The sequence below is a fragment of the Desulfatitalea alkaliphila genome (assembly GCF_022968795.1).
Lineage (GTDB): Bacteria > Desulfobacterota > Desulfobacteria > Desulfobacterales > Desulfosarcinaceae > Desulfatitalea > Desulfatitalea alkaliphila.
Window position 1 is genome coordinate 20,504 of the sequence record NZ_JALJRB010000014.1, and the last position, 15,981, is coordinate 36,484.

Annotated in this window: 13 protein-coding genes; 9 read left to right on the forward strand and 4 right to left on the reverse strand. The window is 59.7% G+C overall.

The window, feature by feature from the left end:
- The first annotated feature begins 35 nt into the window (after window positions 1–35).
- The 9 genes from MRX98_RS12925 to MRX98_RS12965 all read left to right on the forward strand — a co-directional run bounded on the left by MRX98_RS12925 (window position 36) and on the right by MRX98_RS12965 (window position 12,295).
- Entirely contained in the window at window positions 36–2,195 is a 2,160-nt protein-coding gene (locus MRX98_RS12925) for an ATP-binding protein (protein ID WP_246909270.1), read from the forward strand.
- 68 nt (window positions 2,196–2,263) lie between these two features.
- Window positions 2,264–3,118: an HDOD domain-containing protein gene (locus tag MRX98_RS12930; RefSeq protein ID WP_246909272.1), complete on the forward strand. Its 855-nt coding sequence runs from the start codon at window positions 2,264–2,266 to the stop codon at window positions 3,116–3,118.
- Window positions 3,119–3,247: 129 nt separating this feature from the next.
- Window positions 3,248–4,084, forward strand: a complete 837-nt coding sequence (locus tag MRX98_RS12935; protein WP_246909274.1) for a response regulator — start codon at window positions 3,248–3,250, stop codon at window positions 4,082–4,084.
- A 128-nt stretch (window positions 4,085–4,212) separates the two neighbouring features.
- Window positions 4,213–4,860 (forward strand): GTP-binding protein, encoded by a 648-nt coding sequence (locus tag MRX98_RS12940; protein WP_246909276.1) that lies wholly within the window; start codon window positions 4,213–4,215, stop codon window positions 4,858–4,860.
- A gap of 14 nt (window positions 4,861–4,874) precedes the next feature.
- Entirely contained in the window at window positions 4,875–6,281 is a 1,407-nt protein-coding gene (locus MRX98_RS12945; protein WP_246909278.1) for an ATP-binding protein, read from the forward strand.
- Between the two features lies 1 nt (window position 6,282).
- Entirely contained in the window at window positions 6,283–8,709 is a 2,427-nt protein-coding gene (locus MRX98_RS12950; protein WP_246909292.1) for an ATPase, T2SS/T4P/T4SS family, read from the forward strand.
- Window positions 8,710–8,720: 11 nt separating this feature from the next.
- Complete coding sequence (locus MRX98_RS12955) at window positions 8,721–9,224, forward strand: response regulator (protein ID WP_246909300.1); 504 nt, start codon at window positions 8,721–8,723, stop codon at window positions 9,222–9,224.
- A 134-nt stretch (window positions 9,225–9,358) separates the two neighbouring features.
- Window positions 9,359–11,059, forward strand: a complete 1,701-nt coding sequence (locus MRX98_RS22190) for a putative bifunctional diguanylate cyclase/phosphodiesterase (protein ID WP_246909302.1) — start codon at window positions 9,359–9,361, stop codon at window positions 11,057–11,059.
- A 318-nt stretch (window positions 11,060–11,377) separates the two neighbouring features.
- A complete protein-coding gene (locus tag MRX98_RS12965) occupies window positions 11,378–12,295 on the forward strand; it encodes a metal ABC transporter solute-binding protein, Zn/Mn family (RefSeq protein ID WP_246909310.1) in 918 nt (305 codons plus the stop codon).
- A gap of 144 nt (window positions 12,296–12,439) precedes the next feature.
- Here the strand turns inward: MRX98_RS12965 and MRX98_RS12970 are convergent, their stop codons facing one another.
- The 4 genes from MRX98_RS12970 to MRX98_RS12985 are packed head-to-tail and all read right to left on the reverse strand — an operon-like array spanning window position 12,440 to window position 15,962.
- A complete protein-coding gene (locus tag MRX98_RS12970; protein WP_246909312.1) occupies window positions 12,440–13,213 on the reverse strand; it encodes an N-formylglutamate amidohydrolase in 774 nt (257 codons plus the stop codon).
- On the reverse strand, window positions 13,210–14,073 hold the full coding sequence (locus tag MRX98_RS12975) for an ABC transporter ATP-binding protein (protein WP_246909330.1): 864 nt from the start codon (window positions 14,071–14,073) through the stop codon (window positions 13,210–13,212). The genes MRX98_RS12970 and MRX98_RS12975 overlap by 4 nt, the downstream gene beginning before the upstream one ends.
- Window positions 14,063–15,037, reverse strand: coding sequence for an ABC transporter ATP-binding protein (locus MRX98_RS12980; RefSeq protein WP_246909332.1), 975 nt, complete (start codon window positions 15,035–15,037; stop codon window positions 14,063–14,065). Before MRX98_RS12980 ends, MRX98_RS12975 begins: the two co-directional genes overlap by 11 nt.
- A complete protein-coding gene (locus MRX98_RS12985) occupies window positions 15,024–15,962 on the reverse strand; it encodes an ABC transporter permease (RefSeq protein ID WP_246909333.1) in 939 nt (312 codons plus the stop codon). The genes MRX98_RS12980 and MRX98_RS12985 overlap by 14 nt, the downstream gene beginning before the upstream one ends.
- Window positions 15,963–15,981: the final 19 nt, after the last annotated feature.

Below are 15,981 nucleotides of genomic sequence, written 5' to 3' on the forward strand. Positions count from 1 at the left end.
GCGCGCACGGCGCGCCGCCATTTGAAGGAAGCGTCATGAACCATATTCTGATTGTGGATGACGAAACACCGATCCGTCGCCTGCTGGCAAAGATCCTGGAAGGGGACGGGCATGCCTGCGCCGTGGCCGCCGATGCGCGGCAGGCGCGGGAATTGTTGGCGCAAACGCCATTCGATCTATTGCTCACCGACATCAACATGCCGGGAGAGTCGGGGCTGGACCTGGCCCGATTCGTGAAGGAAACCCATCGCGACACCGCCATCGTCTTCGTGTCGGTCATGGACGATCCCGACGAGGCCCGCAGTGCTTTGAATATCGGGGCCTACGGCTACTTGATCAAGCCCTTCGATCGCAATCAGGCCCTGATCACCGTGGGCAACGCCCTGATCCGGCGGCAATTGGAAATCGAGGCGCGCGGCCATCGCCTGAACCTGGAGAACAAGGTGCGCGAGCGAACCGCCGAGCTGTCCGCGGCGGTGAACGCCCTGGAAAAAGCCAAGATTCGCGAGGCCGCCTTGGCCCGCTTTCACCAGGATCAGTCCCTCTTTCTACAGAGCCTGCTGGAGGCCATTCCCAGCCCCCTGTTCTACAAGGACGCGGCGGGTGTCTATCAAGGATGCAACCCCGCCTTCGAGCAGTATGTGGGCCGCGGCCGCGACCGGATCGTCGGCCGTCGACTGGACGATCTTTTCGACCCGGCAGTGGCGGACCACCATCACCGGGTGGACCAGGTGTTGCTCCAGGCGCCCGACAAAAAGCTCTATGAAGCGCCGGCGCCCTTTGCCGACGGCACTATGCGCGAGATGCTGGTCAGCAAGGCGAGCTATCAGGACATCGACGGCAAGGTCGCCGGCATGGTGGGGGTCCTGGTGGACATCACCGAACGCAAGCGGATGGAACAGGCCCTGCGCGTGTCGGAAGCCAAATACCGCACCATCCTGGAGAACATCGGCATCGGCGTGGCCCTGATCGACCCCGAAATGCGGATTCTGGAGTTGAACCACCGGATGCGTGAGTGGTTTCCCGAAATCGAAACGATGCAACAGCCGATCTGTTTTCAGTCACTGGTAACGCCTCCCGGCGAACACGTCTGTGGCGGTTGCCCGGTGGCCATGACCCTGGGCAACGGCGAAGTGCATGAAGCGGTTCTGCAAAGGAAAACCAAACGCGGCGAGCGCAGCTTGCGCATCGTCTCCTCGGCCATCCGGGATGATGCGGGGCGCATCGTGGCGGCCATCGAATTGGTGGATGACATCACGGAACATATGATCATGGAACGGGAGCTGCGGCAGGCGCAGAAACTCTCCTCCCTCGGGCAGTTGGCCGCCGGGGTGGCCCATGAAATCAACAACCCCACCGGCTTTGTCAGCAGCAATCTGAAGACGTTGGGCGACTACCAGCAGGACCTGGAGCGTCTGCTGGCCGATTATGCGGCCCTCAAGGGGGCGGTCCAGGTGGCGGGCGACGTGGCGGGTTTGAGCGATCTGATCGACCGGGTGTCCGCCACCGAAGAGGAGATCGATATCGATTACATCCGCCAGGATGCCCAAGCCCTGATTGCCGAGTGCCGGGAGGGCACCGACCGGATCCGGAAGATCGTCGACGATTTGAAACATTTCGCCCACCCAGGTCTGGATCAGGTGCAGGACACCGATATCAACCGGGAGCTGGAATCGACCCTCAGCGTGGTGCACAACGAGTTGAAATACAAGGCGGAGGTGGTCAAGGAGCTGGGAGACCTGCCCCTGATTCAGGCCAATCCGCAACAGCTCAACCAGGTGTTTGTCAACATCCTGGTCAACGCCGTGCAAGCCATCGAAAAGCAAGGTGAAATCCGGGTCGCCACCCGCCACCTGGACGACCGGGTGGAGATCCGCATCGCCGATACGGGCTGCGGTATCGCCGAGGAACATCTCAATCGCATCTTCGATCCCTTTTTTACGACCAAGGATGTGGGGCAAGGGACCGGTCTGGGTATGAACATCGTCTACAACATCATTCAGAAGCACCACGGCGACATTCGCGTGGAGAGCCGGGTGGGCCAAGGGACCACCTTCATCATCACCCTGCCCGTGGGGGCCGCCCCCGATGAGGAGACGGATCTTGATGCGACGGCAGCCCACGACGGCCCCCGCCTGGCGGCGGCCATGGCGCCCGGTGAGCCCATGGCGGCGGATGGGACGTCCGGTGATTGACCCATGGCAAGCACAAAACAAACGGCCCGCAATCGGACAAGGTTAAGGCGTCCAATGGGGAGTAAAAGATGAATCGTTCCGAAATGCTGCGCAAAATTCAGTCCATCGACAACCTGCCGACCTTGCCCCACATCGCCTTGACGGTCAACCGCATGCTGCAGGACGAAGAGTCCCCCATGGAACAGTTGGTGGCCGTGCTGGAAAAGGATCAGAGCCTTGTGGTCAAGCTGTTGCGTCTGGTCAACTCATCTTTCTTCGGTTTCAAGAGCAAGGTGCAGTCGGTGCGCCATGCGGTCACCCTGCTGGGCTTCAACACGGTTCAGAATGCGGTCATCACCATATCCGTGATGGACACCCTCAAACTCAAGCACGATCTCAAAGGGTTCGAGGTGGATCGGTTTTGGCAGCACGCCGTTCATGTGGCCGTGCTCAGCAAGCACCTGGCCGCCAAAACCCGGGCGGCCCCGGCCGAGGAGGTCTTCACCGCCGGTCTGCTGCACGACATCGGCAAGGTGGTGCTGGTCAACTTCTTTCCCGAGCAGCTGACAGCGGTATTGGAGAAGGTTCAAAAGGAAGGTGTGCGCTTCGCGGTGGCGGAACAGGGCCTGGAGATCGCTTCCCACAGCCAGGTGGGCAGCGTGTTGGCCCAGCGTTGGATGTTGCCCGAAGCGTTGGTCAACACCATCAAGTGGCACCACAGCGGCATCCAGCGGAGCGCACAATCGGTGCCGGCCGCCATCGTGGAGATCAGCGACACCATCGTGCAGATCATGGCCGGCGCGCCGGGTTATGCACTTAAGCTGGACGGCCTGGCCGATGCCATCAAGGCGCCTCTGGTGGCCTACTTCAAGTCCGATCCGCAATGGTATCAAACCGTCAAGGGCGAGATGAACCGCGCCTGCGATTTCTTCAAGCAAGCATGATGGTCGCCACCGGCGGCATGCAAAAATGGGTGCGGCCGTGGGTTTTTGCGGCTGGTTGCGGCAAGGCGTCATGCGGCGGCCGATCGGCAACCATGGCGGACCATACACGGAATCAGCAAGGATGGCATGATGAGCGATAAACAGTATACCGTGCTTTGCGTCGACGACGAACAGAACATCCTCAGCGCCCTCAAGCGGCTGCTGCGCAAGGAGCCCTACCGGCTGCTGACGGCCGGCAGCGGCTCGCAGGGGTTGACGATGATGGATGAGAACGAGGTGCACGTGGTGGTGTCGGACCAACGCATGCCGGGCATGAACGGCACCGAGTTTCTCAAGGAGGTCAAAACAAACCACCCTGATGTGCTGCGCATCATCCTGACCGGTTACACCGAAGTGGACTCCATCACCGCGGCCATCAATGAAGGCAGCGTTTACAAATTCTTTCTCAAACCGTGGAACGACCACAATTTGAAACTGGAGATCCGCCAGGCGGTGGAGCAATACGCCTTGATGGAAACCAACAAGCAACTGCACGAGACGGTGATTGCCCAAAACGATGAGTTGAAGCAAATCAACGAACGGTTGGAAGAGACCGTGGCCGAAAGGACCCAGTTTCTGGAGGTGCAAAATCAGGCGCTGCAAATTTCCCATGCCGTGCTCAACGATCTGCCCCTGCCCATCGTGGGCGTGAGTCGGGAAATGATCATCGCCCTGGTGAACAAGGCGGCCCGCGCCTTGGCGGTGGCCGACCAGCCCTTGAACGTCGGCGAACGGGTGAGCACCTATTTCGGCGACGGGATCGAAGCATCGCTGGAACGCGTTTGTAACAGCGTCGAAAGCGGTTGTATCGCCGCCCAAGGTGTTGGCGGCACACCGTTCCGTTTGGAAACAATACCCCTCAGCGGACGTTTCAAGGGCAAGGGGGTGATCGTGACGATTAAAGAAGGTGCCGCCGCCGAGGTTTGAGTGGACGGACCGGTATCGACCGTTATGGCGGATGTGTCAATCCGGCTGTTGCTTCTTCGTAAGCGGCGGCGAAATACCGGCGACCGGGGCGGCACGGGAAACGGCGGCATCATGGAGCACAGAGGGTTATGGCGGAGCTGATCGGTGAAGAGAACAAATTGGTGGTCAAGCTGGTCTATTATGGTCCCGCGCTCAGCGGCAAGACCACCAACCTGATGCGGCTGCACGACCTGTTGGACGAGGGACGCCGGGGGGAGCTGATGACCTTCGAAACCAAGGGGGATCGCACCCTCTTTTTCGACCTGCTGCCCTTGGTGGCCCGTTCCGAGAGCGGCTTCACCGTCAAGTTCAAGCTGTTCACCGTACCGGGCCAGGTGGCCCATGACGCCACGCGCAAGGCGGTGCTCTCGCGGGCCGACGGTATTGTGTTCGTGGCCGATTCCCGCAACGATCAGGCCATGCACAATTTCGAAAGCTTCGACAACCTGGAACGGAACGCCCGGCGGGTGGGGCTCGACCTGGATAAAACCCCCCTGGTGATCCAATTCAACAAAAGGGACCTGAACGATATTGTCAGCGAAACGGAAGTCTTGCAACGGTGGCAGCCCACGGGCCTGCCCATACACTTCGCATCGGCCCTGCGGGGCAACGGTGTGCGGGAGACCTTCGCCCAACTGCTGGTCCGCACCCACCGTGCGTTGGATGCGCCGTTTCAATTGGGGCGGCGGCACGGCATCGAGGTGGACCATTTTCTCCAAGTTTTGAACGCGGCGTGACGGAGGCGTCGGCCATGGCGGCCAACATGCATATTGAAAACGAGGATTTCGACCGGGAATACGGTTTGGAAGACCTGTTGCCCCGGCAACGCACCGCCGAGTGGCTGGACGCCTTGGGCGGCCGATGGACGGCGGGGGTGCTGCAGCGCGACGGCGCGCCCTATTGCGGGACGGTGCGCCGATCTGATGAATGGATGCCCGAAGCCCTTCGCGTGCTGGGCGCGACGGAGGCCTGTTTCCACACCCACAGCGGGCCGGCGGCGGAAACGGTGATCCACCCTCTGCGGCACGAGCTGGAAACCATCGGTTATCTGGTGCTGCAGGCCATCCAACCGGCGGATCAGGACGCAACGATCCGCTTGGGCGCCTTTGTGGCCCGGGCCGTCGAAGGTATGATGCAGTTGACCTACCGCACCCGCATGACAAGCGGGTTGCATGGGAGGGTGGTGGAGGACAGCTTCGCCCGGCTGACGGAGAAAACACGGCAGCTTCAATCTTCCGAAGAGAAATACCGCCATCTGGCCCAGCGCCTTGAGATGGAAGTGCAACGCCAGACCGAGGAGATCGAGGCGGCCCAACTGGTGATGTTCCAGCAAGAGAAGTTGGCCTCCATCGGCCGCCTCTCCGCGGGCGTGGCCCACGAAATCAACAACCCCATCGGTTTTGTGATCAGCAATCTGAACAGCTTGCACGGCATTTGTGAGGATCTGCTGCAACTGCTGGAACGACACGACCGGCTGGCGGCACTGGTGGCCTGTGACGGCGGCGCAGAGGAAGAAACGGGGCGGGGGGACATGGTTCGTTTGGCGGCCCTGGTGCGGGAAATCGCCGCGCTGCGGGAAGACCTGGATATCGACTACCTCAAGGCGGATCTGCAAGCCCTCATCGACGAGTCCCTTGAGGGCGCACAGCGGGTCCGGACCATCGTGCGCCAGTTGACCGATTTCGCCCACCCCTCCATCGAAACCGCCGAAAGCGCGGACATCCACCACTGCCTGGACACCACCCTGTCCATTCTGGCCGGCGAGGTGGGTCCCGAGGTGACCGTTCGCAAGGCGTACCAGCCCGTACCGGCCGTGCTGTGCCACCTGCGCGCCTTGAACCAGGTCTTTTTTCACCTGCTGCGCAACGCCCTGCAGGCCGTCGGGCGGCGGGGCACCATCACCCTGAGCACGCGCCTGACCGACGACAGCTGCGTGGAGGTGGACGTGGCGGACGACGGGCCCGGCATCCCGCCGGAGCAGTTGCCGCGCATTTTCGATCCCTTTTTCACCACCCGCGATGTGGGGCAGGGCGCCGGTCTGGGGCTCCACTTGGCCTACAACATCATGCAACAGCATGGCGGGGTGATCCACGCGGCCAACCGGCCCGAGGGCGGTTGCCGGTTCAGGGTCCACATTCCGGTGCATCGAGGAGCATAGCGTGTCCCGTCTGGCCTCTTTATTCCTGAACAAATCGCCGGCGCCGGCGTCGGACCTGCCGCAGGAAACGCCGCCTGCGGCCGCGGCCGAGCCGGGATACACCGTGCTTTTCGTGGATGACGAGCCCAACGTGCTCAAGGCCATGCTACGGGTCTTCCGCCAGGAAAACTATCGGCTGCTCACCGCCGGATCTGCGGACCAAGCCCTCGCCATGATGCAAACCCACTCACCGGTGCAGGTGGTGATCAGCGATCACCGCATGCCGGGCATGTCCGGCGCGGAGCTGCTCAAGCAAATCAAGGATGAATATCCGGCCACCATCCGCATCATGCTCACCGGCTATGCCGATGTGGATGCCGTGATGGGGGCGGTCAATGAAGGCGCGGTCTACAAATTCATCACCAAGCCGTGGAACGACCACGATTTGCGCCTGACCGTCGGCCTCGCCTTGGAGCAGTACGACCTGATCCACGAAAACAAACGCTTGAAAAAGAAGGCCGCCACCCAGCAAAAGGAGATCAAACGGCTGAGCCATTTCGTGGGCACCCACCGAAGCCAGTTGGGCCATCTGCTGGTGCGGCAGCAGTTGATCACCCCCGCGGTTCTGGAAAAGGCCCTGGCCATTCAAGCCCGCAGTCGGCAGGTGCTGCCCAAGACCCTGATTGAAATGGGCGTGGTGGACGAACCGACCCTGCTGGATATCATCACCCGCTTCACCGACGCCCAACGGGTGGACCTGAAGGATTACGAAGTCCACGAGGCCCTGGCACATCTGATTCCCCGGGAGATGTGCGAGAAGAATCTGCTGGTGCCCCTCAAGCCGGACGGGCAGCGGCTGATCGTGGCCATGGCCGACCCCACCGACCTGATGAAGATCGACGATCTCTCCTTCATCACCGGCATGCCCATTCATCCGGTGAGCGCCGGCCAGCAGGAGATCCTGGAGAAGATCGGCGAGCTGTACGGGGAGGTGGACCATCTGGAGGACACTCTCTCCGAGCTGGACCTGAGCGATCCCACCGAGCAGATCGAGATCGTGCTGGAGGAGGCGGACGAGGCCGAGGACGTCGAGGCGCTGATCCGCGCCAAGGATCAGCCGCCGGCCATCCGCATCGTCAATGCCATCATCTCCGACGCCCTGCGCCACGGCGCTTCGGACGTGCACATCGAGCCCAAGACCAAGTATGTGATGGTGCGCTACCGCATCGACGACCTGCTGACCGACAAACTGCACATTCCGCTGAACATGCACCCGGCCATCGTGTCGCGCATCAAGGTGATGAGCGAGCTGGACATCGCCGAGCGGCGGCGGCCCCAGGACGGGCGCATCACCGTAAAATCGGCCACCCGCATGGTGGACATGCGCATTTCCACCCTGCCCACCATCAACGGCGAAAAGATCGTGTTGCGCATCCTGGACAAGAACGCCGCCAGCAAGGATGTGGAGGAACTGGGTTTCGACCAACAGCAATTGGCGCTGGTGACCCAATTCGTCGAACTGCCACAGGGGATTATCCTGGCCACCGGCCCCACCGGCAGCGGCAAGACCACCTCCCTTTACGCCATGTTGCGCCGGGGCGCCCGGATCACCAAAAATTTTACCACCATCGAGGATCCGGTGGAGTATTACATGAACATGGCCGAGCAGGTGAACGTGCGGGACAAGATCGGCCTCACCTTCTCCAACGTGTTGCGTTCCATCCTGCGCCAGGACCCCAATGTGATCATGCTGGGGGAAATCCGTGACCACGAAACCGCCGAAGTGGCGTTCCACTCCGCCATGACCGGCCATCTGGTGCTCAGCACCTTGCACACCAACTCCAGCATCGGCGCCATCACCCGGCTGCGGGACATGGGCCTGGCTTCCTACGTGATCGCCGACGCCCTGGTGGGGGTGATCGCCCAGCGGTTGGTGCGTAAAATCTGTCCCCACTGCCGCGAGCCGGAGCGTCCCGCCCCCGGCATGTTGCGGTCCCTGAAGATCGCTGTCTCCGAGTTCCAGGCCTTCAAGGGTGCCGGCTGCCGGCACTGCCACAACAGCGGCTACCGGGGACGTATCGGCGTCTACGAGCTCTTTGTGGTGGACGGTGAGCTCAAGCGCATGATCCACCAGGACGCCACCGAACCCGAGCTGCTGCACGCCGCCCGGCTCACGGGGATGCGCACGTTGCTGGACGACGCCATCGGTAAAATCAGCGCCGGCGTGACCACTTGCGAGGAGGTGCTGCGGGTGCTGGGCCCCCAGAACGCTGCCGAGATTGCCTGCCCCTTCTGTCGATCCCCCATGGAGCAGCGCCACCCTTACTGCCCCTTTTGCGGGCGGGAACTGGTGCGCACCTGTCCACAATGCAATCAACTGCTGGCCAGGGACTGGCGGCACTGCGCCCGTTGCGGCGTTCCCCTGTCCCCCGTGTCGGAGACCCCCTGACGGAGCGACCCATGCAAAAACACAGCATACTGATCGTGGATGACGAAACCGCCGTGCTCAGGGCCTTTCAACGGGCTTTGCGCAAGGAACCCTACACCCTTTACACCTTGAACGACGCGGAAGAGGGGCTGACGCTACTGGAAGGGCGGGAGGTCAGTCTCGTGGTCAGCGATTACAACATGCCGGGAATGGACGGGCTGAATTTTCTCAAGGCGGTCAAGAACCGCCATCCCCACATCCTGACCATCATGCTCACCGGGCACACCGAGATTCAAATCGCCGTGCAGGCCATCAATGCGGCCGGGGTCTACAAGTTCATCCAGAAGCCCTGGGATGACGACGATCTGAAAATCACCCTGCGCCGTGCCCTGGAAGCCATCGACCTGGAGAGCGAGCGCGACCGACTGTTGCGCAAAGTGAAAAGCCGTGACGCCATCCTCAACGAATTGGAGCGCGAGTTCCCCGGCATCTCCAAGGTGCGCCGGGATCAAGACGGCTATATGGTATTGAAATAAGACCTGGAAACAATAAGCAGAACCCTGTGGCCCGGCGTCCTCCACCCTCCGGTCTGCCCGTGCGCCATCGCCGCCCTTTTCCCTTGGCACACCGCCATGTTATGGGTAAGATGGCATAATAATGGAGGGTTCGCGTGGCGACCATCGATATTTTCAACTGGATCGAGGGCCATACCCGATCGGTCAAACGCTGTATGGCGCCGCTGCTGTTGCTGATGGTGGCGGGTGTTTACACCCTGGTTTATGCGACCGGCGGGATCAAATATGTCTACTCCCACTCCATGTATCTTCCCATTCTATTGGCGGCCATCGTTTACGGCGCTTGGGGCGGCGTGGCGGCGGGACTGCTGGGCGGCTTCGCCCTGGGGCCCTACATGCCCATCGACGTGCAAACCGGTGAGATGCAGGAGACCCTCAACTGGCTCTACCGGACGGGCTTTTTCGTTCTGATCGGATTCCTGGGAGGGCTCTTCAGCGACCTGGTTTTCTCCCACCTGCGGCAGGTCAACTGGTCCCTGCGCCACGATACCCCCACCGGACGGCGCAACCGGTATGCCTTGCTGGAGTTTCTGGGCCGGGAGGATCGGCGCCGACATGGCGGTGACGGCCCTTACACACTGGTGCTCTTCTCCCTGGAAAACAGCCTGGAGCTGCACTCGGTCTACGGGCGCGCCGTGATCCATCAGGTGATGGCCCAACTGGCTGAGCGGATTGCGCCGCTGCTGGTGACGGGCAGTGGCGGCATCTATCGCACCAACCCCCATCAACTGGCGGTTGTGACCGATATCAGTGATCGTTTGGAGCGGGACGCCTTTATCGAGATGGCCAGCCTGCGGTCGCGCAAACCTTTTCAGCTCGGCGAAATCTCCCTGCATGGCGATGTGCGCGCCGCCCACACCACCTTTCAGCGGCCGTTGGCCGTTCCGGAAACCTTTTTGCAGGATGCCGAGGCGGCCTTTTTGGCAGCCGGCCACAAGGGACGAGCGGTGGTCGCCTTCACCGAAGAGATGGCCGCCACCGCCCGGGAGAATCTGCGCATCCTGGGGGAGCTCTATGAAGCACTGAACCGGGGGCAGCTCGATCTTCACTACCAGCCCAAGGTGGCCATTGCCGGTGGTGCCGTGCACGGGGTGGAAGGTTTGCTGCGCTGGCATCACCCGGAGCGCGGCCTGGTGCCTCTGGATAAGTTCATCTCCCGCGCCGAAACCAGCACCCTCATCGACCTGCTCACGGCCACTGCCTTGGAAAAGGCGCTTGTCCAATGGGTGCAATGGCAGCGGCAGGGCATCCATGTCACCGTGGCGGTCAATGTCTCCACGCGCAACCTCCTGCAACCCGGCTTCACCGAAATGGTGCTGGATCTGTTGGAACGCCACGGCGTGGACGGTGCGGCCCTGGAGCTGGAGATCACCGAGGGCGCGCTCATGGTGGATGCCCAACGCATTATCCAAAAGCTCGCCAATCTGGCCGCGGCAGGTATCGCCATCTCCGTGGACGACTTCGGCACCGGCTACTCCGCCCTGCAATATCTCAACGCCTTACCCATCACCGGCATAAAACTGGATCAGGCCTTCATACGCCACCTGCCCCAGGATACCCGCATGGCCGGTATCGTAAAGGCCATGGTGAACCTTGCCCACAACCTGGAGATCCAGGTGGTGGCCGAAGGGGTGGACAGCCAGGCGGCCTACGATTTTCTGGCCCGCGTCGGCTGCGACCTGGCCCAGGGGTACCACATCAGCCCGCCCTTGCCGGCGGACGATTTTACCGCCTGGTTCAACGACCCCCGGCGCCGCGCAGGTTCGATGCCTTCCATCGCGCAACCGGCCGAATAGCCTAATCCGCACATCGCGCTCTCGGAACCTTGAACACCCTGCGCTGCTCATCCGCCCCCGTCCGCCCGACCGTATTGTCGGCCGCGGCCCTATTGCAATTCCTGTGATCATGCCATAACGTTTGCATGGTGCAGCTGACGCATCGGCCAAAAGCGGCTCTTGCGATGATGATCACGCACTTCAGGCCGTCGGATGCAGGTCAAGTGGACGCTCAGCAGGCCTCCATGAAGCGGAACGTCTTCCCTCTCTGCTTCCTGCAGCAAATAACAATTTTTTGGACCGGAAACGGTTCGATACAGTGAAAGCGAGCGTAAGCAAATGGGTGTGAAGCGCATCAGCCTCATTTTGGTTTTTCTGCTATGCCTGGCGGTGGGCAACGCTGTGGCGGACGATTCGTTGACGGTGTTTGTCAGCATCCTGCCCCAGCAATACTTCGTGCACCAGATCGCCGGCGATCTGGTGCAGGTGCAGGTCATGGTGTCGCCGGGGGCCGGGCCCCACACCTATGAACCCAAGCCGGCGCAGATGGCCGCCTTGGCGGGCGCGCGCCTCTATTTCAGTGTGGGCGTGGCCTTCGAGCAGGCCTGGCTGCCGCGCTTCAAATCGGTGAATCCCAACATGCGGGTGGTGGCCATGGACCAGGGCATCGAAAAAATGGCGATGGACGCCCACGCCCATCACCACCACGACGACCACCCCCATCCCCATGCCCAGGTCCATGCGCACGCCCACGCCCATGACGACGCGGCAGCCCTCGATCCCCACATTTGGCTGGCCCCGCCCCTGGTCAAGATCATGGCGGGCCACACCCTGGCGGCGCTGCAAGAGGAACTACCGGAACACGCGGCCGTCTTCCAGGCCAACCACGAAGCCTTCGTCGATCGGCTGGACCGGTTGCACCGGCGCATCGCCGAGATGCTGACCGATCACCAGGGCATGCGATTCATGGTGTTTCATCCCTCCTGGGGGTACTTTGCGCATACTTATGGTCTGCTTCAGGTGCCCATCGAGGTGGAGGGCAAGGCGCCCAAACCGGCCCAGTTGCAACAATTGATTCTGGAAGCCCGGGCGGCGGATATCAAAGTCATTTTCGTCCAACCCCAGTTTTCGACCCGCAGCGCCCGCATGATCGCCGAGGCCATCGAAGGCGATGTGGTGGCCGCCGATCCCCTGGCCTATGAGTGGGAAGCGGGTTTGCTCGAGCAGGCAACTGCGTTGCAGCGGGCTTTGCGGTAAGCTGTGAACGCGAAGTTCGTATCCTATCGACCGATCTCTTAACGGTGCTGTTCCAATGCGGATGCTCCCGGGATTGTGCGGCTTATTTCGGTTGGTATCCCTCGGCGTGCATATGGGGCGAGTTTCAGGCGTATCTGCGGTGCTTCATTCAAACCGCCGGTATATGGATGCGAACACGGAACGGATCCGGGAAGCGGTTGCATCTGTTAGGACCGAATTGCAGAGACCTGTTTGTGGATCGACATAAAGATCCTGATTCATTTCGATCTGTATGGCGAACCCACCTTTCTTCAAAAGCTGCACGCCATAATGGCGGGTAATGAATCCACCCTTGTAGGGGGTGTTCAACGCCACGGAAAAGCCGAATTGCTCGAAGGCGGATTTGACGATTTGCATGATCACAGGCGGGCAGCTTGTTTGACCAAAGGAAGGTGTTTGTACTCCCATCGGGCCGCCGTTGTTGCTGAGGATCACATCTTGCCGTTTCTTGCCGGCATCCGGTGCATCCGCCGGGCCGATACCGTTCAAACTGTGGCAGTCGAACAATCCGATGATGTCCTTGCGCTGGACGGCCTTCGCCAGGGTTTCATGATACGGTCGGTAACCGATTTGAAGCCATCGCTGAAGCGTTTGCGCATCGGGATACATCCCCGGTTTGAATATCTCTCGCCCGTGGTAATCGGTTTTCGCGACGATGCCTTTGGGGCCTGTGTCGTCCGGATCGCGGTTCAAGTCGCAAAATAGACGGCTGTATTTTGCGCTCATTACGGTTGCGGCAGGCAATGCGCCAAAGAGTTCGGTGGTGCCATGATCGACGGCATCCATGATTTGGGTCGGCGAAAGGGCCATACGGGTTCGTACTTCTTCGGGAATTCGATGGGCACAGTGCGGCACGGAAACAACAAAAGGGTAGCTCATTTCTTGGCACTCTCCTTTCCAATATTTCTAAACGAAACGAACCGCGGCTGGGCGGCGATCAGGGCTTTGGTGTACGGCGCTTGCGGGTTGCCGATGATCTTCTCCGTGGCACCGGTCTCGATAATTTTGCCGCGGTGCATGACGGCAATGCGTTCACAAAAATGACGGGCTGCCGCTAAATCATGGGTGATGAAAAGAAATGTCACATTGTGGCGGCGCTTGATCGTGTGCAGCAGTTTAAAGACGGCGATTGATATGGACGCATCGAGCATTGACGTCGGTTCATCGGCAATGATGAATTGCGGCTCCAGTACCACGGCCCTTGCGATGGCCACGCGTTGCCGTTGCCCGCCGGACAGTTGGTGCGGATAGCGATCATAATAGTCCGCGGCCGGTGTCAGGCCCGACAAGACCATCGCATTTTCCACAATTCGTCTGCGCGCCTTGTCGTCTCCAATACGGTGAATGACAAGCGGCTCGGCAACGGTTTCGAAGATTGAAAAATAGGGATTCAGACTTTGGTAGGGGTCTTGTGGAATCATCTGGATTTTCCGGCGAAAAGACTTCAATGACGGACCCTTCAGTTTGCCCACATTCAAATCCTCAAAGTGGATAGCGCCGGCATCAAAACGCTCGAGCTTCAGAATCAATCGGGCCAGTGTGGTTTTACCGCTGCCGCTCCCTCCAACAAGGCCGAATGCTTCCCCTCTGTTGATTCGGATCGTTACATTGTCGACGGCCGGAGACGTTTTGTGCGACCCGCCGAACGAAAAATGCCGCATCTCGTATGCCTTAACGACATTCTCCACACGCAAGATGATATCTGCAGGTGATTGTATTCGGTCTTGGTCACTGATCATTTGTTACCACCTTCAGGCAGAGGACCCGATGTGTCGAAGAGAGATGGCGCCAGGCGGGTGTTTGGACGAAACATTGAACATCGGCATGGCGGCATTTTTCAGCGTATCCGCAGGCGCCCGGCAATACGGATGCCGCTGGGGCTTCCGTTATATTTTCAATATCCGCTTGGAAATCATAGGTGCTGTCGAGGGACAAATGCGAAGATAAAAGGGCCACCGTATAAGGATGGGCCGGCGACATAAATACTTCCTCGCACTTTCCATATTCGATCATCCGACCTTTGTACATCACCATGATATTGTCGCAAACTTCCGACACCACGCCGATGTCGTGTGAGATGACAATGGTGGCGATATTCATATCGTCTTGAAATGCTTTTATCTTCTTCAGAATCTGGTCCTGCACGATGACGTCCAGGGCCGTGGTCGGCTCGTCGGCGATGATTAGGTCGGGTTTGCACGAAAGCGCCATGGCGATTACGGCGCGCTGCTTCATGCCACCGGAATATTGGTGAGGGTAATCATCGATCCGGTTACGTGGAATGTCCACCAGATCAAAAAGCGCTGCCACCTCTTTGCGCGTTTTATCGGCTGAGTAATCCGGATAATGCGTTTGGATGGCTTCAGCGATTTGGTCGCCCACCCGGTGGACCGGGTTAAGCGCATTCATTGCCGCTTGGAATATCATGGCCATCTTCTTCCAGCGAAGCGCGCGCAGCGCCGGTTTCGTCAAGGAGAGAAGATCCGTGTCTTCTATTATGATCCGCCCTTGTTGTACAAAGCCGTTTTCCGGCAGCAAGCCCATGAGCGCCATGCCGATAGTGGTTTTGCCGCAACCGGACTCGCCGACGATACCCACTGCCCGGCCTCTTTCCAGGGTGAAGCATACATCCTCGGCGGCAATTACCGGTCCGGCGTTGGTGCGATAAACAATTGTCAGATTCTGTACGTCAAGCAGCGGCATGTTTGGCATTCCGAACCCTTCTCAACCTCGGGTCGAGGACTTCTTCCATTGCACGACCCATCATATAAAAGGAAAGCGTCATAAAGGAAATACACAACCCCGGTGGCAGCAGCCAGTATGGCGCTTGAAACATATGACCGGTTTTCCAGACCCATTGCAGCATCATCCCCCAGCTGACCGTGTTGGGGTCGCCGAAGCCGAGAAAGGAAAGTGCTGCTTCAACGATAATGGCGGAGGTGATGCGAAAGGTCATGTATAACAGGGCCATGGGAAGCACGTTGGGAAGTATGTGGCGAAAGATAATGCGCAGATGAGAAGCGCCGGCAACCCTTGCCATGTCAATAAATGGGCGTTGCTTCAAAGAAAGGGTCTGGGAACGGATCACGCGCGCCACGGCAGGCCAACGGAAAAGCGCGATCAAGATTACAATCGTCCAAATGCTCAACTGACCGAAGAGTACTGACAACAGTAGAATAACCAGCAAGGAAGGCATAACCATGACCATGTCGGCAAAACGCATGAGCAAGCCATCGAGCATCTTGCCCCAATAGGCCGCAACAATGCCGATAAGGGTTCCGATCACGATGCTGATGAATGCCGATGAGATGCCCACCAAAAAAGCGACTCTGGCGCCGGTCAACAGTTGGCTCAAAATATCCCGTCCAATGTTGTCCGTTCCCAGCCAATGACGTGTGCTCGGTGGTGATGCATAAGATATTTCAGGATCCACGCCGGTCATGGGATGATACATGGGATCCACATGGGGTGGGATATAGCTCAATAATGCCATGAGGCCGAACACAATCAGCAGGCAAACCCCGATTCGGCCGATCAGATTATCGTGAAACAAGCGCCATGCATCGATAAGCAGTTTGGCTCTGTAGGAATGCCTTTCATGCTTGCCGGTTTCGGTTTTGCTCTGCATATGTGCCCCGAAGATTCAG